A 22,890-nucleotide genomic window follows, 5' to 3' on the forward strand; every position below is an offset into this window, starting at 1 on the left:
TGCATAGCTCTCTTTTTATTTAGAAGGCCTATCTACTACCAATCGACACCCTTTAGCGCTTTCACGCCGGATTCGAATGCGTGTTTGACGTTTTTTACTTCAGATACCGTATCGGCCATTTCGATTAGCGTACGGTGTGCGCCTCTACCAGTAATGATCACAGATTGCATTGGAGGACGATTATTTAATGCTTCAACGACTTCATCGAGTTCTACATAGCCATAGCTGACCATATAAGTAAGTTCATCAAAGAGGATGACGTCGATAGACTCATCGGCCAACATGCGTTGACACTCTTTCCAAATAATTTGAGCTGCAAGCGTATCCGCTTCTTTATTTTGTGTTTCCCATGTAAAACCCGTTGCCATGGTTTGAAACTCCACCCCTAGTTTTTCTAGCAGGTTGCGCTCTCCATTTTCCCACGTGCCTTTAATAAACTGAGCAACTGCACAGTTTAAACCGTGTCCAACGGCGCGCGCTATAGTGCCAAACCCTGAAGTGGACTTACCTTTACCATTTCCGGTTATGACGAGTAAAAGTCCTTTTACTTCCTGAGCCGCAGCGACTTTAGCGTCCACTTTTTCTTTTACCTTCTGCTGGCGAGCTTTGTGGCGTTGCGCTTTGTCCTCGTTATTCATTATTTCGTCCTTTCTAATATTGGGATATGCCTCATAACTCATTGTAGAACTCATCGAATAGCTGACAACTGGTCACTGGAGTTCTGGTATCAAGCGAGGATTTCACATTATGATAGCTTAACTAACGTTAGGCAAAAACCATTGAAAAATCAGGGTATATGGAATGAAAAAGATTCTTGTTGTGTGTATGGGCAACATTTGTCGCTCACCGACAGGCGAAGCGATATTAAGAGCAAAAGCTAAGGAACAAGGTGTCAACGTCCAAATTGACTCAGCGGGAACGATTGGTTATCACCAAGGTAACCCACCAGATCCGAGGGCGAAAGCAGCAGGTGAAAAAAGAGGCTATTCGTTTAGTGGTATTCAGGCGCGAAAAGTTGTTGCACAAGACTTTGAAGAGTATGACCTTATATTGGCAGCGGACAAAGATAATCTCGCCGATCTACAAAGAGATTGCCCCTCGCATCTCCAGCCAAAGATCAAGCTGTTTCTCAGCTATATCGATAGTGATTACGACGAAATACCAGACCCTTATTATGGGGGGACAAAGGGTTTGAGCTGGTATTAGATCTGATAGAAGAGGCGAGCGACAAAGTTCTGCTTGAGTGTTAACCTCATCTCTTATCAATGGCCGCCATCGTTAGGCGGCCATTACTCGACCGCTAAAATAGTCATTTGATACGATGTACTCGGTGTTTCGAATAAGTTCGTCTTGTACCTCCGACCATCGAATTTCTTCTATCTCGCAAGCCGGTACTACACCTGCGACTCGTATATTGAAAGGTGTTAGATCTTTTGCCCAACTCTGGGTAAGGCCAGCCACAATCGACGCCGTGTTATCAAAGCCCGTGGTGTTGGTCACGTCGGCGTAACTCACGACGTTGACGATCACCCTTGCTTCTTTTCTAGTCGCATTCTCTCTGCGGTTGCTCTTCCAAAGCTGTAGAGTGCATTCGCCATGCCGGAAAGGTTGCGGTTAAATGTGTCGGCACTGCTGCTATCTAAAATCCTTGGAATTGCATCGGCGGTAAAGGCATTGATCAACACATCCGGTGAGTGATGCAGTTCTCTATCGATAAATTCAAACACCTGATGAATGGCGGTGACAGAATGATCTTTGATGGTGTATTGATAAACACTGTCTGAAATGGTGCGGCATTGATGATAGTTGAATTGCAGTTGAGGCGACGCTTGGTCACACAAAACGACTTTGGCGCCAAGGGAAGCAAAGTGTGCTGCCAATGTACCGCCAATTAAAGATCCTGCAGATGTAATCAATACAACAGCACTATTAATTTTCATACTACTCCCCCCTGTAGTTGTTCTAAATTTGTTCACATAGCATGGTTGATTAACTGTGTTTTAAGTGTGAATAAGTTCAAATAACTTGTGTGTGAAATATAATGATCACCTAATATTTGCTCTGATTCACAGTTAACAAAGCAACAAAGAAGCAAGTCAGCAAAAAACAAAAACTTGTCTACACTTGCGTATTAATTTGATGTTTACGCTGGGCTGTAACCATTTGAGGATAAAGGTCTACAGCCATTAGTGGCTTGTCTTTGGGTTGAGCTAGGTGCTGCCTTTGATGGCCAGAAAGGTTGTGATAGACCTCTTCTGGTAAGTCAAAAGTATCAGTGGGCAAATAGCAAAGAGGCTCTGGGTGGAGATATTGACTGAGTTTGGCACTCGACATTCCCGCACCGTGAAAAAGCTCGGCTTGTTTTGCTGATATTGGGTAGGACTCTTCATCGGATCGCAACGGTTGTGGCGGGGGAATTTCAAACCGTTCTCTTAGCAATGACTCGGTGATCTCTTTCGCGTTGAGCTGTTCGACAGGGGTGTTATCCCTAACGTCATTTGAAAACATGGACAAAATTAGTGCAAAGTCGGCCCTGCGACCTTCGTGCACTGCGTGGTTAATGCCACTGCCGCACTGAAGCTCGTTAATTAAGCCCGCTTTGTCTAATGTATGGATGACCATAGATTCCTCTCTTACTGCCCCTTTACTAGCGGCTAAAACAGAGAAATCTTTAGAACAAAATCAGCAGTTAACAAGCAATGTAACGCGTTAGTGTAAAAAGTAGACAGTAAAAAAGCCTGCACGAGTGCAGGCTTGAAGAATCATTGTGTTTTTTTAGTTAGGAAACGTCCGCTAAGATTACTTAGCTAGGTTTTCTTCAACGAATGACCAGTTTACTAGTGCCCAGAACGCGTTCATGTAATCAGGACGAACATTGCGGAAATCAATGTAGTAAGCGTGTTCCCATAGGTCTACAGTTAGCAGCGGAGTAACGCCTTCTGTAAGTGGCGTTGCTGCGTTTGAAGTGTTGATGATGTCTAGAGAACCATCCGCTTTTTTAACCAACCAAGTCCAAGAAGAACCGAAGTTGTTAATCGCTGAATCAGTAAACTTAGCTTTGAACTCTTCGAAAGAGCCAAAAGCTGCATTGATTGCATCGGCTACTGCACCTGTTGGTTCACCACCAGCGTTAGGCGCTAGACAGTGCCAGTAGAAAGTGTGGTTCCAAATTTGTGCAGCGTTGTTGAAAATGCCACCAGAAGAAGTTTCGATGATTTCTTCTAGAGATTTACCTTCAAACTCAGTACCAGGAATAAGACCGTTCAACTTTACTACGTAAGTGTTGTGGTGTTTTCCGTGGTGGAAATCTAATGTTTCCGCTGAGATATGTGGTTCTAGCGCGTCTTTCGCGTAAGGAAGAGCTGGTAGTTCAAATGCCATTGCTCGATTCTCCATTTGTGTGAAAGAGAGGACTCTTTCGATTGCTTCCAATGTTTATTATTTTATTGGTCTCAGTGTCGGACCTTAGTCAATTGACTGACTTGCGCTATAGTTTAGCAAGTTTTTACTTTATTAAAAGGGTCGCTCACCATTTTCTATGTGAAATTTATCTATCGCTTATATAACAACCGCCATAAATCAAGGCTTTCCATGGGGTATTAGAGAGAGTAAGCCGATTGATATCACTTAGTTATATCCCCAAAGAATCTGTGCTTTTTATTCTTGCGCAATGGTTTAGAATGTAGGCATAACTTGCAGTAACTCCAGTAAGAGGAAGCATGGAAACTATCGACAAAATCAAACAGCAAATCGCAGAAAACTCAATCCTTCTATACATGAAGGGTTCACCAAAACTTCCAAGCTGCGGTTTCTCTTCTCAAGCATCGCAAGCATTGATGGCATGTGGTGAAAAGTTCGCGTACGTAGATATTCTGCAAAATCCAGATATCCGTGCTCAGCTACCTGCCTATGCGCAATGGCCAACTTTCCCGCAGTTGTGGGTTGAAGGCGAACTGATTGGTGGCTGTGACATCATTGTTGAAATGTTCCAGAAAGGTGAACTTCAACCATTGATTAAAGAAGCCGCTGCACGCACTGAGAGCGGTGAAGAATAATACTGTTTAAATTTACAGTTTTTCTTTGATTTCATAAGGCCACATTGCATAATGTGGCCTTATTTGTTTCTACTCTATCGCTTTTATGTCTCGACTTTTTATTGCAGAAAAACCGAGTTTGGGCCGAGCTATCGCTGCGGCGCTGCCGGGTCAGAAGAAAAACCAGTCAGGTTACATCGAGTGCGGCAATGACATCGTAACTTGGTGCATTGGTCATCTGTTAGAGCAGGTTGAGCCAGACGTTTATGACGAGCGCTACAAAAAGTGGAACATGGCTGATTTACCGATCGTTCCTCAGCAATGGCAATTAAAACCGAGAAAATCCGCGAGCAAGCAACTTAGCGTAGTTCGAAAACTACTGAAAACCAGTAGCCAGATAATCCACGCTGGAGATCCGGATAGGGAAGGGCAGCTTCTTGTTGACGAAGTGTTGGATTATTGCAAAGTCAGCGCTGCTAAAAAAGCTGCGACTCAACGTTTGCTGATCAGTGATCTCAATTTACCAGCGGTAAAAAAAGCGCTCTCTAGTTTGCGAAGTAATCGCGATTTCATTCCTTTATCAGTCTCTGCATTGGCGCGCTCTAGGCTGATTGGCTCTACGGTATGAACATGTCTCGCGCCTATACATTACTGGGGCAAAAAGCGGGTTATCAAGGTGTACTGTCTGTTGGTCGTGTTCAAACGCCTGTCTTAGGGTTAGTCGTTAGGCGTGACGAAGAGATTGAGAACTTTGTGCCGAAAGACTACTTCACACTTGATGCCTTGATTCCTTATCAAGACAAATTTGATATTCGGGCGCGTTGGAAGCCAAGTGAGGCGTGTAAACCTTGGCAAGATGAAGAGGAACGCGTTCTCAATCAAAAATTGGTTGAAAATGTCGCGAACCGAATCCAAGGCCAGATAGCCGAAGTTAAAGAGTCTGAGCACAAAACGACCAAGCAAAATGCGCCTTTGCCTTATTCACTTTCATCACTGCAAATCGATGCCGCGAAACGATACGCCATGAGCGCGCAGAAAGTACTGGATATATGCCAGTCTTTGTATGAGAAACACAAACTAATCACCTACCTAGATCCGATTGTCGCTATTTGCCAAAGGATCATTGGTCGCAAGCGAGTTCAGTGACTTCTGCCATAGCATCTGTTGCTCCAACTATTCAAAGTTGGGTGGAACAGGCTAACTTGTCGCTCAAATCGAAGGCGTGGAATGATAAAAAAGTCGATGCGCATCATGCCATTATCCTACACCTAAAAAGTCGGGTGGGCAATCTTTGTCTGGAGATGAGAGTAAAGTCTATCAACTCATTGCTAGGCAATACTTGATGCAGTTTTATCCGGCCGCAGAATACGCGGATGCTAAGTTAGTTTTTGATATAGCCGGAGGGACATTTGTCGCCAAAGGACGTCAACTTATTAAGCCGGGCTGGAAGCAACTGTTAGGCAAAACCGAAGAAGACGACACTGACGCGGATAAAGTGCCGCCATTGCCCCTTGGTGAGAAGTTGCTATGTAGAGAAGGTGAAATTAAACAGCGCAAAACAGAACCCCCTAGAGCGTTCACTGAAGCGAGCCTATTGCAAGCTATGACTGGAATTTCCCGCTATGTTGAAGATAAAGGGTTGAAAAAAATACTTCGTGAAACGGATGGATTGGGTACCGAGGCGACTCGGGCAGGTATTCTCGATACCTTGTTCAAGCGTCAATTACTCAGTAGACAGGGAAAGGCTATCCACAGTACACCAGCGGGAAGAGGGCTGATTCACTCCTTACCCAAGGCATCCACATACCCTGATATGACGGCAAATTGGGAACACCAGTTGCAAGGAATGGCAGAAAAGAATCAGGCTTACTCACCTTTTATGGAGGCGTTAACTCAAAGTGTTCATGTGATGATCAATGAGGTTAAGCAAGGGGAAGTGCCTGAGTCTCTTCGGCATTTGCCAAAAGTAGAACGTCCTGCATATCGAAAAAAACGTCGCTACTCTGCAAAAGGTAAAACCACGAGCAAGCGCAAACCAGCGTCACCAAGGTAATGCATTACCTTTGAAGTCGATAAATTTTCCCGAGTCTTCCAGTTTTAAACCTGAAATCACCGAGGCCAAACCTGCCGCTGACGTGTTGGTGTCTATTAGTGCATTTGGCCCGCCCATTTCTGTTTGCACCCAGCCAGGATGTAGGGCGACAGCAATGAAGCCTTGAGGCGATAGGTCGTTGCTTAAACTCTTTACTACCGAATTTAAGCCCGCTTTTGACGAGCGGTAGATATAGCCACCACCAGAAGTGTTTTCTGTCATACTGCCAACTTTGGATGAAAGGCAAGCTATGATCTTATCTTGTCCCTTGGACAGGCTAGGATAGAAGGCTTCAGCTATTTTTAAAGGGGCGATGGTGTTGACTTCTATGGCTTTTCGCCACTCTTCAACATCGGTAGAGCCAAACTTGTAACCTTTAGGGCCGTAATAACCGGCATTGTTGATTAAGAGATCTAAGCTATCAAATGTCTGAGCAAGAGATTGAACGGAAAGATAGTCAGTGACATCTAGCTGGTGGCAGCTCAGGTGAGGCTCGGATTCTGCTTTGCTCAACAACTCTTGAGATTGAGAGGCGTGTCTGTAGGTTGCGCTAACACGCCAGCCCTTTTGCAGATAATACTCGCAAAGAGCGAATCCCACCCCGCGATTAGCGCCAGTCACTAATACATGTTTCATTGCTGTTCCCGCATTTAGCTAATTACTAAGTGAGGATAACAAATTCTAGCAGCCACCAAGAACTAATTAGTGTGAATGAGAAAGCAGCCATTGCAGCCAAAGAGCCAACCATAACGCCTAGTAAGAGGAAAAATCGAGTTTGAGTCATTTTAATTTGTGATAATGATAACCGTTATCATTAAGGTTATCGAAATTGATCTGTATTGGCAAGCTGTTAAGATGAGGCAAATCATCCAATCTGTTGTTTACATGATTCCTCTTATCTATCACCAGTGCTATTCAGAACTAGATTTACCTCAAGGACATAGGTATCCGATTAATAAATATCGCCTTTTACATCGCTGGCTTTGCGAGGAAGTTGAACGTAATTCAGACTGGTCAAAATATTATACTTGGGTGACACCTAAGGCGATTGATAAAGCTTACGTAGAGGAAGTCCACTGTTCTAACTATGTGAGTCAGTTGCTCAGTGGTACGTTACCTGAGGTAAAAATGAGAAGAATAGGCTTTCCTTGGAGCCGTACTCTTATCGAGCGTACATTGACCTCAGCCGGAGGTACATGCGAAACCGTTAAGCAAGCGATTAAGCACGGTCTCGCCATCCACCTTAGTGGTGGTTACCATCACGCCCATCACGATTTTGGTAGCGGATTTTGTCTGTTTAATGATCTAGTATTAGCCGCTCATCAGGCGTTAAAGCACGAAGACATAGAAAAGGTACTTATTGTCGATGTGGACGTACATCACGGTGATGGAACGGCGACGCTATGCCATGGTCGCGATGATATAGTGACCCTCTCTGTTCATTGCGATAAGAATTTTCCAGCGCGAAAGCCAGATTCAGATATGGATATTGCTCTAAGCCGTAATACCAGTGATGAGGAGTACCTCAGTAGTTACAAATCGGTGTTACAAATGGCACTGCGAATCCATCAACCAGATTTGATTATTTATGATGCAGGTGTCGATATTCACAGTGACGATGAGCTCGGTTATTTTAATGTTTCTCAAGAGGGTATTTTTCAGCGTGACCACGACACTTTACAGTTGGCCAGTGAGTTGGAGTTACCTGTTGCGTGTGTTGTAGGCGGTGGATACCGCAGCGAACATCAGGATCTGGTACCGATCCATAGCCAACTTTTTAAAGCAGCTTTGGAGATAAGAAAACGACATGGAACATAGAATACGCGCAGCTGGAATTCTGCTTAACAACGACGCTATTTTAATGGTTAAAGTTAAGGACTATACCGGAGAGTATTGGATTCCCCCCGGTGGTGGCTTAGAAGCGGGTGACCGCAGTACTAAGGGTGCGCTGGAACGCGAGTTTGAAGAGGAAACAGGACTTAAAGTCGAAGTTGGGCAACTCATTTGTGTTCGAGAGTTTGTCGAAGCAGAGCCCGAGCGCTATCACGCCGAATTTTTTTATCAGATAGACAGTTATACCGGTGAGATACACATTAATAATCTGCAAGGTTTGACTGATGAGCACTTTATTCAAGCTGTCGAATGGGTGGAACTAAAATCTTTGAAACAAAAAAGAACCTACCCAAGTGATCTGCACGATATCCTTGTGCCAAATGTCATAAGCAAAACATACTCTCTTCATTTGGGGTGCTATGTCCAAGGCAGTGATGAGCAGACCAATCATTTAGACAAACCTAGCGAGTAAAAACCAATATTCACCTGAAACTAATAACGGGTCCGCTTAATTGGTAGCAATAGAGTGATTGAAGTTGGGGAGTGTTGAACCTGATATGCTGGTGATATGGTTATCCTAATAGAAAAGAAAATGCGCTTTGATTTAAAGCGCATCTGTTAATGGCTGTTACGTGACCTACTATAGGCCGTCGTATATTTTCTGAAAATCAGCGGCTTGCAGAGGCGTTAATTGACCGCTTTTGCTTAACTTTTCTTTGTTAAACCCACTTCCCCAACATACCCAAGGTGGGCCACCGAATTGGGATAGCGACACCATATCCACAACGTAAATTGGGAAAATATGTCCGAGAGAAGAGGAAGGGTGCTTTAACTTAATAAATACCGGCACGATTTTTTCAGGACCAGTCTTTTCCTCATACTTCATTGAAAGATCGTTGTTATCTCCAACGTGGATATCTAACTCTTCAGATTTTTCAAACTCTGCAGGCTTAACTGACACCAAGGTAACACCACCAAAACTATATTGATGTTCCTGTTGAAAAGATGAGCCATAAGGATCTCTGTGATCTAGAGTGCCGTACTCTGGCAATTCAATAGGCGATTCTAGAAACGGGTAAGTACCACTCATTAAACATTGGCTAAACCAAACGCCTGAATAGTTGAATTTTTTTGGATGCTTATACAAAGTCCAAGTTGGAGTCGATTTACTCCATGTGTCTGCGTAGTTAAGCCAGTCTGAGTATAGTCCAGCAGATTTCAGCGCGACTTTGGTATAGCCGCTGCTCTTGATGTTAGCGTCTAGGAAGCTGGTTTTTTTAGATTCGTCAGTGCCCACCCTGAGATAGGTGGCATCGGATTCTACTTTACCTGCGCCCTCTAAGCTAACTTCAAAAAAGTCGCCGATTTTTATTTCGGGAAATGCACCGAGTTCAGCCGTCAAAGTAAGCTTAGTCCCTGTTTTGTTACTCGGTATAGTCACGTTAAACAGTTTGCCATCTTTGGCTGATAAGCGAGCATGGGCAGAACCGTAAGGTAGTGCATAGGGTAGGTAAAAGTCGCCAATTCCGTATTTAGCGCCAGTTTTTGCACTGGCTGTTACAGTGAAATCTGACTTGATGGATACGGGGACCTGAAACTTACCCTTTAAACCAAGGTTGGGTGCAACGACGAGCTTTGCACCTTGAATATCTCGCTCTATTTTCGGGAAGGGCCACATTAAGGCGTAATTGACACCAGATGCTGACGCTTCGGCAGTGACTCTAACTCTACCGGTAACATAACAAGAGGCGTCTACTTTTGGTTTATTACTTAGCTTAAACTCAGCATCGCATATCAGACGAGCACTATCATATCGAGTACACGCCTTTGCACTTACTCCAGGACGCGAGTAATTAAGACAAGCACTGCTAGTACCAACACTTAGGTTGGTATTTTTACGGCTTGGGTCCGAGTTTGAATACAGTTTCTCTGCAGATGGGTCAGCGGTTTCCAGCCAATCATCTTCGTTCTGTGTGATATAGCCTTCGGGGAGCGAAATTTTAATGTCACCGTGCATGGGCGAGGTGTTATAGCTTCTCATTGCGACATTTGACGAACGGGAAGGCGAACCTAACACCGCTATTTCTTCTTCAGTCAGGTCTTTTATTCTCAAAGATACGACCAAAGGCGCTTCTTCTTTGTACGCTTCAAATTCCTTAGCGGTACTTATAAATTTATCGCCCTGTTGGTTCACTCTTACGATTTTTAGTTCGCCATTTTGATCAATTAACTGCCCCTCATCATAATTTGCAATGTCTGGTACAGGATCTGTAACAACAGGCGCTAGTTCAGGTAGTGTATTTGCCACTTGGTAATCTACATGCTCGGTATAGGTAGTTACGCCATTGGCATCTTGGACAGACAGTAAGAGTCTGTAGGTTTCTCCAAGGCTGACATCTACGGTTTGCGACAGTTCCGGACCAGAAAAGTCTCTAGATTCATCAGTCAGAATACCGTTTTCAATTCGAGTAACGTTGAGTGTGTAAGTAACGCCTGTTGCGACGGCACTTTGTGGGGTAATGGCTGGCATCCATTCAACGGCTAAGAAACTGTTTTCGTTTAATAAGATAGAATTAATACCGTTAACGATAAGGTTTGAAGCACCTGAGACATCTAGTTGTGTTGTTAATTCAACGGATTCTTGCCCTATTGTGCTCTCAAGAACAATGTCGATACTTCCATTATTTTTGGTGACAGGTACAGTAATAAATACGCCATTGCCTTCAGGTTGAAGAACAGGACTTCTTAGACTGTCTGATTCCTTGGGGTGCCAACTCAGTTCCGCTTTAGTATTTCCCGTTACAGATAGATATACTCGTTCACCGGATTGAGCTTCTATGCTCAAAGGTAAACACACTTCAGAGCCTTCAATTGTAGCGCAATTTTTCTTCGCTGTTATAACCTCTAGTTGTGTGGTGCCTTTGTCGCCACTGCTGTTATTACAACCAACAAGGGCTAAAGCCAAAACAAAGACGGCATGGTGTTTTCTAATCATATTCTCCAACTGCTTAATTAGATGCTCTCATTTTTGAGAAGTATTTTTGGAAGCGGAATGATAAACACGAGCAAACCATTGCTCTTGTATAAAATTGACATATGTATAAATAATTTTATAAATGTCCCGATATGCCCAGTGGTGCCTAAAGGCAAAGAGAAGAAAGAGGCGGGGAAATAGAAAGCAAAAAGCCCGCGAACGAGTCAGCGGGCTTCTTTAAATGTGGCGGAGAGATAGGGATTTGAACCTAGATACGCTATTAACGTATGCCGGTTTTCAAGACCGGTGCTTTCAACCACTCAGCCATCTCTCCGTTGGTGAGGCGCATATTATCGACCTCAAGAGAGCTTGTAAACCCCTGATTTCGCTGTTTGCTGTAATTATGTGCTATCTGTGGGAAAAAATTTTATCAGACCTAATTTTTATTGATTTTGCGGCGCGTTAGCTAAGAAGGATAGGTCGTTGGTCAAGAGTAAACAGCGTTACAAAGGGGAAAACAAAATGCTCCAAAAGCAAAAAAGAGAGCCGTAGCTCTCTTTTTCTAGGTGTATGGTCGGACTGACTGGATTTGAACCAGCGACCCCCGACACCCCATGACGGTGCGCTACCAAGCTGCGCTACAGTCCGATACGCACAATCTAAACCCAAAGTGGGTAGGGGTCAACAACTAAATCAAGCTAACGCGCTGATTTAGTTGCTCTTAGTATAAAAACGCTGCAGTTCGGTCAAACCTTGTGCAAGCACGGGTAGTGCCGGGTTTTGATCGGGTAAGCGTTTGTACTGATTGTCGTACAACTTGTAGTTACCAAACTTGTCGATAACGGTCGTGTCTTTACTGGTAATGAGTGCTAGTTCGCGTGCGTCACCCGCTAATATCCATTTGCGACCGCGCTCGTCAAAGAGGTTTTTACCACTGCTGAAATCACTAGGATTTGAAGATACGCCAAGCAGTTCTTGCAGTAATGTCACTGAAAAATCGAGGTGGCTGGTTCGGTGATGGTAGTTTGCTGCCACTTTTCCAGGCCATTGGATAACCATTGGCACTTGAAGTTGGTAACGGCTGTAGTTGCTATTTGACCCCCAACTGTTGGTCTTGGTTTCGTTAAACTCAGCCCCATGATTAGAAGTCAACACGATAACGGTATTATCGAGTAGTTCCAGATCTTTAAGTTGCAGATTGAGTTGGCCGATAACGCCATCTACCTGCCCGATGGATTTCTTGTAACCCGCAACAATGCTCTCTTCCATAGAGCCGCCTTCCATGCTGTACTCAGAGAAGGTCTCCACGGTAGTGAGTTCGATAAAACTAAACCAAGGTTTTTTCGCTTCTTTGCCTGCCCATTCGGCCCATGCTTTCACGGTTTGAGAATCGGCACTTTCGCTGTTATCAAACGCCACTCCAGTGAACTTCATTCCACGGAAAATCGTTTCTGAATAGAGTTTTTCGTCGAAGTTATCACCGCTGAATAGCCCAAATTGGTAGCCTTGATTTTCAAGTGTCGAGATGAGCACAGGCTTAGTTGCTTGCACTTTAATACTGCTAGAGTAACTACTTGGCAATCCGTAAAAAAGACCAAAAGCACCATAGCTATCATTGCTGGAACTGTAGTGGTTGTTGAAAGTTAGACCATTTTCAGACATTTGGTAGGCGTTAGGCATCAACTCTCGCGTTAGCATGTCAGCGCGCAAGTTGTTGACACTGATAACTAAAATATTGAGTGGGTTTGCACGGCGATTAAACTCGATTTTTTCAAGTGGGTAGCTAACCAGATCGATTTGGTTTTCGCTCTCTGCCTGACGTTTTAGGTACTCTTCTCTATCCAATAGGCCGTGTTTTTCCATAAAGGATTTCGCCGTCATTGGGTAAGAGAGGGGGAAGTTGGCACGCTGAGCAGTGATCGGATTGTAGAAGTACGCATCAGCCCACACATATACCAGGTGGCTGGCAATAAAGCTGACAAAGAACACTGCGGTAATTGGTCGACCTACGTGTTTGTGAGATAGGCGGCGCTGCTTTCTCCAAACCCATTCAGACAGGGCTAGCTGCAATAGGAAAATCAGCGGAATAACAGTAAACAGATAGTTTCGATCGGTTTTTATCGTCGAAGCTTCTTCACTAAACAGCACTTCCCAAACGACAGGAGTAAGGTGCAGGTTAATGGTTCGATAAGCTTGTGTATCGATCAGTAATACGGTTAATCCCACTGTGGCGAAGCAAACAGAGACGAGTCTGAAAAGTTTGCGAGAAGGAATAACGAAGGTAAGCGGGAACAATACCAGTAGATAAAGGGCAAAAACTAAAAAGCCAAAGTGACCAACCCACGAAAGGGCGAGGTAAAATTGACCAAGCAAAGTTTCCGGCCACGGCGAATGGGTGATATAACGGGTACCTATCAACATTGCAGCGATAATGTTGAAGAAGGCGAACCAGTGGCCCCAACCTACCAAACGCGATACGCGCTCGCCGTATGAATTTCCGTTATCTACCATGTACTGTTCTATTTATCCGGTTTTGACTTAGTGTAAGTTTTCTTCAACAGAAGAGAGTAATGCCTGAGCAAATTTTTCAGCAATTGCTTTGCGCTGTGAAGATGCAACGTCTTGATTTAAGACATTGGTAGCGATATTGCCCGCAATCATTAACGACAACTCAGGACCCGCGCTGTGTTTGTCTAACACGGCTGCAATTTCTGTCAGGATCGATTCAACTTGGTCGTCACTGTATTTAGAAGTAATCGGCATAAAGACTCTATAGGTGATAGTAAAGCGGCTTATGATAACCTACAATGCCAGACAACTGAAACCTCGAACAACGATTAATTTCATTATGAGTCTGCAACTTTCCAACGTCATATTACACCAGTTGACTAAATCTGAGTCTGACGAACTCAGCGTTAACTTTCGATCTGAAGCCCTAGCCAATGATAGTTCAAGTGAAAACTTAGTCGCGGAGCTACACCGCGTTTTTAACTCAAAAGGTGGCAAAGGTTTTGGTTCTTTTAGTTCTGACAGCGAATTTCAAATCTGGTTGCAAGAGTTACGCCAAGGTAATCAAGATTTTTATACTTTCTCGCAAAATAGCGCAAATCGCCTGAAAGAAGAGTTGGCGAAATACCCGTTTGCAGACGAAGGAACCTTGGTTATTGCTGAGTATCAGGCACTGGCGACCGACTATCTGTTTGTGGCAATTATTCCATCTAATCAGAGCCTTAAGGTTACTGAAGGGCTGGAAATTAGTGCCACTGATTACTTAGATATCAGCAAGATGGACATCGCCGCTCGAATCGATCTATCTAGTTTTGAAACAGACAAAGACTCCAACCGCTATCTGACTTACATTAAGGGTAGAGTCGGCAGAAAGGTGGCAGATTTCTTCCTCGATTTCTTACAAGCGGAAGTTGGCTTAGATACTAAGCAGCAAAACCAAGTCTTGATGCAGGCAGTAGACGACTTCTGTTCCGACGCCAAAATGGAAAAAGACGACGTTAACAACTACAAGAAACAAGTCTTTGAGTATTGCAACGAGCAGATCAAATCTGGCGATGAAGTTTATGTGAGAGAACTGTCAGGTGAATTACCGCCAGCCGATGACGGCACCAGTTTTCTCGATTACACCCAAGAGCAAGGTTACGAGTTGGAAGAATCATTCCCCGGCGATCGCACAACGGTAAGAAAACTGACTAAATACGTAGGGTCTGGCGGTGGTTTGAGTATTAACTTTGACAGTTTACTCTTGGGCGAACGTATTTTTTACGATCCAGAGACAGATACACTGACCATCAAAGGCACGCCTCCAAACTTAAAAGATCAACTAACGCGCAATCGTTAGAGCAAAATTGCGGGCAGGATTAAGTTTTCATAGCTAATTTGTGTGCTTAGTCCTGCACGATCGCTTTTTTAGATATAAGCTGTAATCATTCTACCTGTGCAACTTTAGGCATTAGATGATCGGCAATCGCAACAAATTCACTATTCTCGTTGCAGTACTATGGTTAGGCAGTGTTCTGGCTATCGGTGGTTATTACCGCACCAACCAAAATGTCCTCTTGCAAATAGAGGAACTTGGCAACAGTGTTTATGAGTTTAGAAGTACCATAGAGTTTGACTCAGCGTTTCGAACTCAACGTAGTAATGATCTCGCGTTAAACTTACAACTTATCTATGCTTTGCGCCTTCAACTAGAGGGACAATACCAGTCTAACCTCTTTACTCCCGACATCAGCCATCTCCTCTATACAACCGATAGGTTTATCGAGCAAGCTCAAGCCTTGCTGGACAATGAACTCGCTTTAGTGGAGCTATTGGATGAGCTTAAGCTTACTCGATTGAAATATGTCGATCAGCCGGAATCACAATCGCGGTACTATGAGGTGGGTTCGTACGTATTTGAAGCCATGTACAGTAACGAATCGAGTAGCCCTCAGGTCTATCGCGCCCTAGATCGGTTGTTTGCTGAGTCTCTTAACCTAAATGGTGAAGATAAGGTAGACTTACAACGAGTCTTAGCTAAGACCTCATCGGTCCTCAATGGTTACGCTCAAGGGAATTACTTGGTCGACAAACTCGCTAGCCATTCCGTACACGAGCAAATCACTAGACTTGAGGATGAACTGTACGGTACAAGTTCATTTCTATTTTGGTTATCTATTTTGACTAGCGCTGCTGCTTTGGCTTGCACGTATGTAATCACTTACTTATCCGAGCTTTCACGACCGACTGATGTCAAACCAATATCGGGAAAAAAGGCAGATACTGGGCAAGTTGCCAAATCAGATATGGAGCCCATTTTTGAGCCACAAAATCAGAAAATTGACCATGCCTTCGTTACCCCTAAAGAGTCTGAACCATTGAACACAGAAAATAATAACCATTACCTAGAAATCGACTTAGATAAGATGCTTGAGTCGTTAAACGGTGATAAAGAGTCTGTTCAAATGCTATTAGAAGTGTTCGTCCAAGATCACAAATCGGATGTTGATGCGATTAGAGACTGTCTTAGCGAAGATACCGAATTAGCGCTCAGAAAAGCCCACAGTCTAAAGGGCGTCGGTGGTAGCCTTGGTGCTATGGGGCTTCGTGAAGCGGCGGATGCATTGGAAATGTCGATCAAAACAGGGGAGTCGAATGCCGCAGATCACTTAGACAAACTTTCTAAACATCTAGATAAGGCGATTCGTGAAGCCGAGTCATACCTCAATAGTGATAGTGAAAAAAAAGCACTGGCTAACTGATAGAGTTTACTCCTATTTTTAGTCTGCAAGGGTCTACGAGTGAGAGACGGTTTAATGCGGCTTGCAAAGTTCGTTTTGGTTACCTAGCTACACCTTCAACAGGCAGATAACGAAAGTTACATGACATCATTACCCTACAATTAACTCCCCACTGGACTGGTAAATAGAGGATTTAGTCATCTATTTGATATGCCAATCAATTCGGCAACGTAGTCGTTACCTCTTCAATATCTACCGCATGATAGGCCGTATCAATCCTGTCTCTGACTATAAAAATCGATTGCCTAGGGCGTTTTGCGGCACCGAGTTTGATCGAGCAAAAGTCGCGAGGGGGCACACTGACCAATTATGACGACTAACAAGTGAATACGTTGAAGTAATTCTTGTCGGGTCGTTTGTGTGCCTCAAAAGAAAAGCGCGTAAAAACGAAGCCTCATGGCGATTTCCACCGAAGACAGTAAAAAGTTACAACTAAAGTAAAATTTTTCTTGTTTTCTAAGCCAGAAAATTTTATAGATTAGGGAATTCAAATTTAAATGTTTTACATGGAGAGTTATGCGATGAGAGTAGGTTTAGTAGGCTGGCGTGGAATGGTAGGTTCGGTGCTTATGCAACGTATGGTTGAAGAGAAAGATTTCGACCTGATTGAACCTGTGTTTTACAGTACGTCTCAAGTTGGTATTCCAGCACCAAATCTAGGCAAAGATGCAGGACTTTTGCAAGACGCTTTTGATATCGAAAGCTTAAAGCAACTTGATGCGGTTATTACCTGTCAAGGCGGTAGCTACACTGAAAAAGTATACCCAGCACTGCGTCAAGCGGGTTGGAAAGGTTACTGGATTGATGCTGCTTCTACTCTTCGTATGGACAAAGACTCCATCATCACATTAGACCCTGTTAACTTGGCTCAGATCCAACAAGGAATTCACGGCGGTACCAACACATTTGTTGGCGGTAACTGTACGGTTAGCCTGATGTTAATGGCTTTGGGCGGACTATATGAGAAAGGTTTGGTCGAGTGGATGAGCGCAATGACTTACCAAGCTGCATCTGGGGCTGGTGCTAAGAACATGCGAGAGCTGATTTCACAAATGGGTGTAATTAACGACTCGGTAAGTTCAGAACTCGCCAATCCAGCAAGCTCTATCTTAGATATCGACAAAAAAGTGGCAGATACTCTTCGCTCTTCTTCTTTCCCAACAGACCAGTTTGGTGTGCCACTAGCAGGATCGCTGATCCCGTGGATTGATGTAAAACGCGACAATGGTCAAAGCAAAGAAGAGTGGAAAGCGGGTGTTGAAGCAAACAAGATACTCGGTCTTCAAGATGCGCCAGTTCCTATTGACGGTACTTGCGTTCGAATCGGTGCAATGCGTTGTCACGCTCAAGCCCTGACAATCAAACTTAACAAAGATGTACCGATGGATGAAATCGAAGAGATGATTGCGACCCACAACGACTGGGTTAAAGTGATCCCTAACGATCGCGACATTACGGCTCAAGAACTTACACCAGCGAAAGTAACTGGCACGCTATCAATTCCGGTAGGCCGTTTGCGCAAGATGTCTATGGGTGACGACTTCCTCAATGCGTTTACTGTAGGAGACCAGCTGTTGTGGGGTGCTGCAGAGCCACTGCGTCGCACACTTCGCATTATCCTAGCTGAGAAAAAATAAAACCAGTGATGAGAAAAAAGCGCCTTACTAGGCGCTTTTTTTGTGTTTGCGTTAATCCTCTGTTGGGGTCACGACGCGTTTATCTGGCTCGGCCAGTTCACCGCCGCAATGTTTGCAATACAAAGCGTCGGCTTCATGTCCCGCTTTTGAGCAGTTCGGGCACTTCACCAAAGCTCTATGTGAGCTCATTTCTTGATTTAACTCGGCAGTAATTATCCCCGTAGGTACAGCCAAAATAGAGTAGCCGAGCAACATGGTCATCGAAGCAATCGCTTTGCCAAAAGCGGTTTGAGGAACCAAATCGCCATAACCTACCGTAGTGATAGTGACGATGGCCCAGTAGATGCTTTGAGGAATACTAGTAAAGCCGTTTTTAGGCCCTTCTATCACATAGATTAGGGCACCAAAAATGGTGACCAAAATCGCTACCGTACTGAAGAAGATAAAGATTTTTCTTTTGGCCATTAAAAGCGAACGCAGCAAAATATTGGAATCTTGCAGGTACCGAACCAGCTTGAGTACACGGAAAATTCGCATCACCCTGAGAAGGCGAATGACTCCCATAAAAGAGGCAGAAGGGAAAATGATCGCCAAGTAGGTGGCAAAATCGCCAGTAAATCTATGACGCCATAAAAACTCCGAGCGTAAGCTGCGGGTTTAGGAGAGCAATATAGTCTTAACAAATACTCAACGGTAAACAAGGCGGTGAAAGTGTATTCAAGGTAGCGAAGTTCTTTACCCCAACTGGAGTTTACAGCGGGGATAGACTCTAGGATCAGTACTGCCAGTGAACTGAGAATCGCAATGATAAGAGCAATATCAAAAGCACGACCAGCAGGTGTGTGGGTGCCGAAGATAATAACGTAGAGGTGATGTTTAAGTGATTGTCTAGGCATGATAGTGCGCGGTTTTTAAAATCTAGCACCATCATACCTTAGGCGAGAGTGGAGATAAATTACGCTAGGCCGGGGAATAGGTTGCGAAGACCATTAGCGATAAACTCGATACCTAATGCCCCTAAAATCAAACCCATAATACGTGTAATGACGTTGATACCCGTTTGACCTAGAAAACGAACAATGTAAGGGGCACAACGGAAAAGCAGCCAACACATCACGCAGAAAATTGCGACCGTGCACATGATGCCAACCGTGTCTAACATGCTAGGGTATCGCGCACCGTAAACTATGGTTGAGCTAATAGCACCAGGGCCAGCCATCAGTGGCATAGCGAGCGGAACTACACCAATTTGCTCACGACTGACAGATTCAGATTTCTCTTGCTTGTTCTGTTTGTCTTCCCCGAGCTTACCGCTCATCATCGAAAAAGCGATACTCATAAGCAGTAAACCGCCAGCAACTCGGAAAGAGTCTATTGAGATACTGAACATGTCTAAAAGCATCTGACCAGCTAGGAGGGAAACCGTCAGGATAATAAGGACAGCAAGGTTAGCGGTTGTTGCCGTCTTGTGTTTTTCTTCTGCTGTCATATGCCCCGTTAAAGAGACAAATACAGGCATAATTCCCACCGGATTCACCGCAGCAACTAAGCCGAGAAAAAACTGTAAATAAATCGCCATTTCAAAAGATTGCATCGTCGTTTACTCAATCAAAATAGGAAGGAAATTGGATCGGGCGTACTGTATGACAAAACGGCAAATTGCACGAATGAAAAAAACTAACTAATGACAGAATTGTCAGGTGAGAAAAACTAATTATTGAAAGAAAGGTAAATATTGTTGAAATACTTTGTTACGTAGAATGGTATGGCGCAAAGGTTTGCGGCTCACAATCGTTAACATTCGCACAGTTTCGAGAAAAAGGGGGACCTCTCACTAGAGGTAAGAGAGCATTAATATATACTCTCAGTAGCACGTGAAACTGAGCAAACAAGACGCAAATTTGACCAAAAATGAAATTTTTTTACAAATTGATGTAGTTTTTTTATTTTTGCTATTTTAATTGCGCTTTTTTTAATCACAGTGTTGAATGTGAAAAAGTGTCGTAAAAACAACAAGATGAATTGTTTTTTTATGGTCAACTAACCAGTTAGTGGTATTTAGTTTTTCAGAACTGATCTGAGTCAATTTTTTTCATAGTCTGAAATATTATACTCAGCCCTGAAAACAATTTACTAAGAATGTTGTAATTTAAGTCACCCAAGTTTGTGACGAACTATGGCTCAGCAGCCTTAATAAAAAGTTTTTAATATTTGTTAATTTTAGGAGATTCCCTATGCCTGTTACTAATATGGCTGAACTAGATGCAATGGTAGCCCGCGTAAAAGCGGCCCAAGCAGAATTCGCTACTTTCTCTCAAGAGCAAGTAGACAAGATTTTCCGCGCAGCATCTCTAGCAGCTAACCAAGCTCGTATTCCGCTAGCTAAGCAAGCAGTTGAAGAGTCTGGTATGGGTATTGTTGAAGATAAGGTAATCAAAAACCACTTTGCTTCTGAGTACATCTACAACAAGTACAAAGATGAAAAAACCTGTGGCATCTTAGAAGAAGATGACAGCATGGGTACAATGACAATCGCTGAGCCAGCGGGCATCATTTGTGGTATCGTACCAACAACAAACCCAACTTCTACAGCGATCTTCAAGTCTCTAATCTCTCTGAAGACTCGTAACGGTATCATCTTTTCACCACACCCACGTGCGAAAAGCTCAACGAACGCAGCTGCAAAGCTAGTTCTTGACGCAGCAGTAGCAGCGGGTGCACCAAAAGACATCATCGGTTGGATCGACCAGCCATCTGTAGAGCTATCTAACGGCCTGATGAAGCACGATGACATCGCTCTTATTCTTGCAACTGGTGGTCCAGGCATGGTTAAAGCGGCATACTCTTCTGGTAAGCCAGCTATCGGTGTTGGTGCAGGTAACGTTCCTGTTGTTATCGACGAAAGTGCTGACGTTAAACGTGCTGTAGCTTCTATCCTAATGTCTAAGACATTCGATAACGGCGTAGTATGTGCTTCTGAGCAGGCTGCTATCGTTGTTGACGAAGTATACGACGAAGTTAAAGAGCGTTTTGCTTCTCACAAAGGTTACGTTCTAAGCAAAGCTGAAGCAGAAAAAGTTCGTAAGATCCTGCTTATCGATGGTGCGATGAACGCGAAAATCGTTGGTCAGCCAGCAACAGCTATCGCTGAACTAGCGGGCATTAAAGTTCCTGCTGACACTAAAGTTCTTGTAGGTGAAGGTCTTGGTAAAGTTTGTTACGAAGATGCTTTCGCTCACGAAAAACTATCTCCAACTCTAGGTCTATTCCGCGCGGACAACTTCGAAGACGCTGTTGACCAAGCAGTAACAATGGTTGAGATCGGCGGTATCGGTCACACATCTGGTCTATACACTGACCAAGATAAGAACCAAGACCGTGTTAAATACTTCGGCGACAAGCTAAAAACTGCACGTATTCTTATCAACATCCCTACTACACACGGTGGTATCGGTGACCTTTACAACTTTAACGTTGCACCGTCACTAACTCTAGGTTGTGGTTCTTGGGGTGGTAACTCAATCTCTGAGAACGTAGGTCCTAAACACCTAATCAACAAGAAAACTGTAGCGAAGCGAGCTGAAAACATGTTGTGGCACAAACTACCTAAGTCTATCTACTTCCGTCGTGGTAGCCTTCCAGTAGCATTGGGTGACCTAGAAGGTAAGAAACGCGCATTCCTAGTTACTGACCGTTTCCTATTCAACAACGGTTACGCTGATGAGACGATTAACATCCTTAAAGCTAACGGCATGGAAGTTCAAACTTTCTTTGACGTAGAAGCTGACCCAGTACTGTCTGCAGTACAAAAAGGTGCGGATTCAATGAAGAGCTTCCAGCCTGACGTGATCATCGCACTTGGTGGTGGTTCACCAATGGATGCAGCGAAAATCATGTGGGTAATGTACGAGCACCCAGAAACTGCATTTGAAGACCTAGCAATGCGCTTTATGGACATCCGTAAACGTATCTACAAGTTCCCTAAAATGGGTCAAAAAGCGGAAATGGTTTGTATCCCAACTACTTCTGGTACAGGTTCTGAAGTTACTCCATTTGCGGTTGTTACCGACGACACAACTGGTGCTAAGTACCCACTAGCGGACTACGAGTTGACGCCTCAAATGGCTATCGTTGATGCGAACTTGGTAATGAGCATGCCTAAGTCTCTATGTGCATTCGGTGGTTACGATGCAGTAGTTCACGCTCTAGAAGCATACGTATCTGTTCTAGCGAACGAATACTCTGACGGTCAAGCTCTACAAGCACTTAAGATGCTAAAAGAGTACCTACCTTCAAGCTACGCGAACGGTGCTAACGACCCAATCGCTCGTGAGAAAGTACACAACGCAGCAACTATCGCTGGTGTAGCGTTTGCTAACGCTTTCCTAGGTGTTTGTCACTCTATGGCACACAAAATCGGTGCTGAGTTCCACCTACCTCACGGTATGACTAACGCAATGCTTCTTGACAATGTTGTACGCTACAACGCGAACGACAACCCAACTAAGCAAACTGCTTTCTCTCAATACGACCGTCCTCAAGCACGTCGTCGTTACGCAGAAGTTGCTGACCACCTAGAGCTAACTCAGCCTGGTGACCGCACTGCGCAGAAGATTGAGCGTCTACTAGGTTGGTTGGACGAGCTAAAAGTAGATTTAGATATTCCTAAGTCTATCCAAGCGGCAGGTGTTGCTGAAGCTGACTTCCTAGCACACCTTGATCAACTAGCGGTTGACGCGTTCGATGACCAATGTACAGGTGCTAACCCACGTTATCCTCTAATCAGCGAGATTAAAGAAGTGATGTTGGCGGCGTACTACGGTAAGCCATACGTTGAAGGTGAAACTTTTGAAGGTACTACTGTAATCAAAAAGAAAGCAGACCAAGTAGCTAAAAAAGATGCGCCTAAAGCGAAAAAAGAAAAAGCTGAAGCTTAAGTAAGTTTTCGTTTTGAGACAGGTTTTCGCTAGCACGAAACCTGACTAATCGGGAAAAGTTCAAACCCCAACCAGATGGTTGGGGTTTTTTT

15 protein-coding genes, 2 tRNA genes and 4 pseudogenes are annotated in these 22,890 nt (G+C 44.1%); 9 read left to right on the plus strand and 12 right to left on the minus strand.

The genetic code is table 11. The annotated features are described in order from the left end of the window. Nucleotides 1-35: 35 nt before the first annotated feature. On the minus strand, nucleotides 36-638 hold the full coding sequence (cobO, locus tag BLO31_RS13105) for a cob(I)yrinic acid a,c-diamide adenosyltransferase (RefSeq protein ID WP_425425296.1): 603 nt from the start codon (nucleotides 636-638) through the stop codon (nucleotides 36-38). Nucleotides 639-801: 163 nt separating this feature from the next. Here cobO and BLO31_RS13110 point away from each other — a divergent pair. Then, a pseudogene (locus tag BLO31_RS13110) lies at nucleotides 802-1,250 on the plus strand (low molecular weight protein-tyrosine-phosphatase). Nucleotides 1,251-1,278: 28 nt separating this feature from the next. Here the strand turns inward: BLO31_RS13110 and BLO31_RS13115 are convergent. The 3 genes and pseudogenes from BLO31_RS13115 to sodB all read right to left on the minus strand — a co-directional run bounded on the left by BLO31_RS13115 (nucleotide 1,279) and on the right by sodB (nucleotide 3,381). Then, nucleotides 1,279-1,940: pseudogene (locus BLO31_RS13115) on the minus strand (SDR family oxidoreductase). A gap of 178 nt (nucleotides 1,941-2,118) precedes the next feature. Next, complete coding sequence (locus BLO31_RS13120; RefSeq protein WP_070967286.1) at nucleotides 2,119-2,622, minus strand: VC2046/SO_2500 family protein; 504 nt, start codon at nucleotides 2,620-2,622, stop codon at nucleotides 2,119-2,121. Nucleotides 2,623-2,799: 177 nt separating this feature from the next. Beyond that, on the minus strand, nucleotides 2,800-3,381 hold the full coding sequence (gene sodB / locus BLO31_RS13125) for a superoxide dismutase [Fe] (RefSeq protein ID WP_070967289.1): 582 nt from the start codon (nucleotides 3,379-3,381) through the stop codon (nucleotides 2,800-2,802). Between the two features lie 338 nt (nucleotides 3,382-3,719). Between sodB and BLO31_RS13130 the strand changes: the two genes are divergently transcribed. After that, on the plus strand, nucleotides 3,720-4,055 hold the full coding sequence (locus tag BLO31_RS13130; RefSeq protein WP_070967292.1) for a Grx4 family monothiol glutaredoxin: 336 nt from the start codon (nucleotides 3,720-3,722) through the stop codon (nucleotides 4,053-4,055). Nucleotides 4,056-4,140: 85 nt separating this feature from the next. Next, nucleotides 4,141-6,087, plus strand: a pseudogene (locus BLO31_RS13135) (DNA topoisomerase III). Here BLO31_RS13135 and BLO31_RS13140 read toward each other — a convergent pair. After that, nucleotides 6,076-6,762 carry an SDR family oxidoreductase gene (locus tag BLO31_RS13140; RefSeq protein ID WP_070967297.1) on the minus strand — a complete coding sequence of 229 codons (687 nt, stop codon included), beginning with the start codon at nucleotides 6,760-6,762 and terminating at the stop codon, nucleotides 6,076-6,078. The pseudogene BLO31_RS13135 and the gene BLO31_RS13140 overlap by 12 nt on opposite strands. A gap of 249 nt (nucleotides 6,763-7,011) precedes the next feature. Here BLO31_RS13140 and BLO31_RS13145 point away from each other — a divergent pair, with 249 nt between their 5' ends. Both BLO31_RS13145 and BLO31_RS13150 read left to right on the plus strand, forming a co-directional pair. Further along, a complete protein-coding gene (locus BLO31_RS13145) occupies nucleotides 7,012-7,944 on the plus strand; it encodes a histone deacetylase family protein (protein ID WP_070967655.1) in 933 nt (310 codons plus the stop codon). After that, nucleotides 7,934-8,431, plus strand: a complete 498-nt coding sequence (locus tag BLO31_RS13150) for an NUDIX domain-containing protein (protein ID WP_070967301.1) — start codon at nucleotides 7,934-7,936, stop codon at nucleotides 8,429-8,431. Before BLO31_RS13145 ends, BLO31_RS13150 begins: the two co-directional genes overlap by 11 nt. Nucleotides 8,432-8,599: 168 nt before the next feature. Here the strand turns inward: BLO31_RS13150 and BLO31_RS13155 are convergent, their stop codons facing one another. The 5 genes from BLO31_RS13155 to BLO31_RS13175 form a co-directional block, all read right to left on the minus strand. Then, nucleotides 8,600-10,954, minus strand: a complete 2,355-nt coding sequence (locus BLO31_RS13155) for a hypothetical protein (RefSeq protein WP_070967305.1) — start codon at nucleotides 10,952-10,954, stop codon at nucleotides 8,600-8,602. 223 nt (nucleotides 10,955-11,177) lie between these two features. After that, a tRNA-Ser gene (locus BLO31_RS13160) sits at nucleotides 11,178-11,267 on the minus strand. 237 nt (nucleotides 11,268-11,504) lie between these two features. Beyond that, nucleotides 11,505-11,581: transfer RNA gene (locus tag BLO31_RS13165), tRNA-Pro, on the minus strand. Between the two features lie 63 nt (nucleotides 11,582-11,644). Then, nucleotides 11,645-13,444 (minus strand): DUF3413 domain-containing protein, encoded by a 1,800-nt coding sequence (locus BLO31_RS13170; RefSeq protein ID WP_070967308.1) that lies wholly within the window; start codon nucleotides 13,442-13,444, stop codon nucleotides 11,645-11,647. A gap of 27 nt (nucleotides 13,445-13,471) precedes the next feature. After that, on the minus strand, nucleotides 13,472-13,696 hold the full coding sequence (locus BLO31_RS13175; RefSeq protein WP_070967311.1) for a YejL family protein: 225 nt from the start codon (nucleotides 13,694-13,696) through the stop codon (nucleotides 13,472-13,474). Between the two features lie 85 nt (nucleotides 13,697-13,781). On the opposite strand from BLO31_RS13175, the gene yejK reads away from it, so the two are divergent. The 3 genes from yejK to asd all read left to right on the plus strand — a co-directional run bounded on the left by yejK (nucleotide 13,782) and on the right by asd (nucleotide 17,861). After that, on the plus strand, nucleotides 13,782-14,783 hold the full coding sequence (yejK, locus tag BLO31_RS13180) for a nucleoid-associated protein YejK (protein WP_070967658.1): 1,002 nt from the start codon (nucleotides 13,782-13,784) through the stop codon (nucleotides 14,781-14,783). Between the two features lie 115 nt (nucleotides 14,784-14,898). Next, a complete protein-coding gene (locus BLO31_RS13185) occupies nucleotides 14,899-16,185 on the plus strand; it encodes an Hpt domain-containing protein (RefSeq protein WP_070967315.1) in 1,287 nt (428 codons plus the stop codon). 560 nt (nucleotides 16,186-16,745) lie between these two features. Beyond that, nucleotides 16,746-17,861, plus strand: a complete 1,116-nt coding sequence (asd, locus tag BLO31_RS13190) for an aspartate-semialdehyde dehydrogenase (RefSeq protein WP_070967318.1) — start codon at nucleotides 16,746-16,748, stop codon at nucleotides 17,859-17,861. Nucleotides 17,862-17,912: 51 nt separating this feature from the next. Here the strand turns inward: asd and BLO31_RS13195 are convergent. Continuing rightward, nucleotides 17,913-18,757 (minus strand): annotated as a pseudogene (locus BLO31_RS13195) (ion transporter). A 59-nt stretch (nucleotides 18,758-18,816) separates the two neighbouring features. Then, a complete protein-coding gene (locus BLO31_RS13200) occupies nucleotides 18,817-19,455 on the minus strand; it encodes a YchE family NAAT transporter (protein WP_070967322.1) in 639 nt (212 codons plus the stop codon). Nucleotides 19,456-20,095: 640 nt separating this feature from the next. On the opposite strand from BLO31_RS13200, the gene adhE reads away from it, so the two are divergent. Beyond that, nucleotides 20,096-22,798, plus strand: a complete 2,703-nt coding sequence (adhE, locus tag BLO31_RS13205; protein ID WP_070967327.1) for a bifunctional acetaldehyde-CoA/alcohol dehydrogenase — start codon at nucleotides 20,096-20,098, stop codon at nucleotides 22,796-22,798. The last annotated feature ends 92 nt before the right edge of the window (nucleotides 22,799-22,890 follow it).

The organism is Vibrio sonorensis, assembly GCF_001854765.1.
Lineage (GTDB): Bacteria > Pseudomonadota > Gammaproteobacteria > Enterobacterales > Vibrionaceae > Vibrio > Vibrio sonorensis.

Coding starts and splice junctions, on each gene's coding strand:
- cobO (WP_425425296.1), bottom strand. CDS start 638: ATGAATAACGAGGACAAAGCGCAACGCCACAAAGCTCGCCAGCAGAAG.
- BLO31_RS13120 (WP_070967286.1), bottom strand. CDS start 2,622: ATGGTCATCCATACATTAGACAAAGCGGGCTTAATTAACGAGCTTCAG.
- sodB (WP_070967289.1), bottom strand. CDS start 3,381: ATGGCATTTGAACTACCAGCTCTTCCTTACGCGAAAGACGCGCTAGAA.
- BLO31_RS13130 (WP_070967292.1), top strand. CDS start 3,720: ATGGAAACTATCGACAAAATCAAACAGCAAATCGCAGAAAACTCAATC.
- BLO31_RS13140 (WP_070967297.1), bottom strand. CDS start 6,762: ATGAAACATGTATTAGTGACTGGCGCTAATCGCGGGGTGGGATTCGCT.
- BLO31_RS13145 (WP_070967655.1), top strand. CDS start 7,012: ATGATTCCTCTTATCTATCACCAGTGCTATTCAGAACTAGATTTACCT.
- BLO31_RS13150 (WP_070967301.1), top strand. CDS start 7,934: ATGGAACATAGAATACGCGCAGCTGGAATTCTGCTTAACAACGACGCT.
- BLO31_RS13155 (WP_070967305.1), bottom strand. CDS start 10,954: ATGATTAGAAAACACCATGCCGTCTTTGTTTTGGCTTTAGCCCTTGTT.
- BLO31_RS13170 (WP_070967308.1), bottom strand. CDS start 13,444: ATGGTAGATAACGGAAATTCATACGGCGAGCGCGTATCGCGTTTGGTA.
- BLO31_RS13175 (WP_070967311.1), bottom strand. CDS start 13,696: ATGCCGATTACTTCTAAATACAGTGACGACCAAGTTGAATCGATCCTG.
- yejK (WP_070967658.1), top strand. CDS start 13,782: ATGAGTCTGCAACTTTCCAACGTCATATTACACCAGTTGACTAAATCT.
- BLO31_RS13185 (WP_070967315.1), top strand. CDS start 14,899: ATGATCGGCAATCGCAACAAATTCACTATTCTCGTTGCAGTACTATGG.
- asd (WP_070967318.1), top strand. CDS start 16,746: ATGAGAGTAGGTTTAGTAGGCTGGCGTGGAATGGTAGGTTCGGTGCTT.
- BLO31_RS13200 (WP_070967322.1), bottom strand. CDS start 19,455: ATGCAATCTTTTGAAATGGCGATTTATTTACAGTTTTTTCTCGGCTTA.
- adhE (WP_070967327.1), top strand. CDS start 20,096: ATGCCTGTTACTAATATGGCTGAACTAGATGCAATGGTAGCCCGCGTA.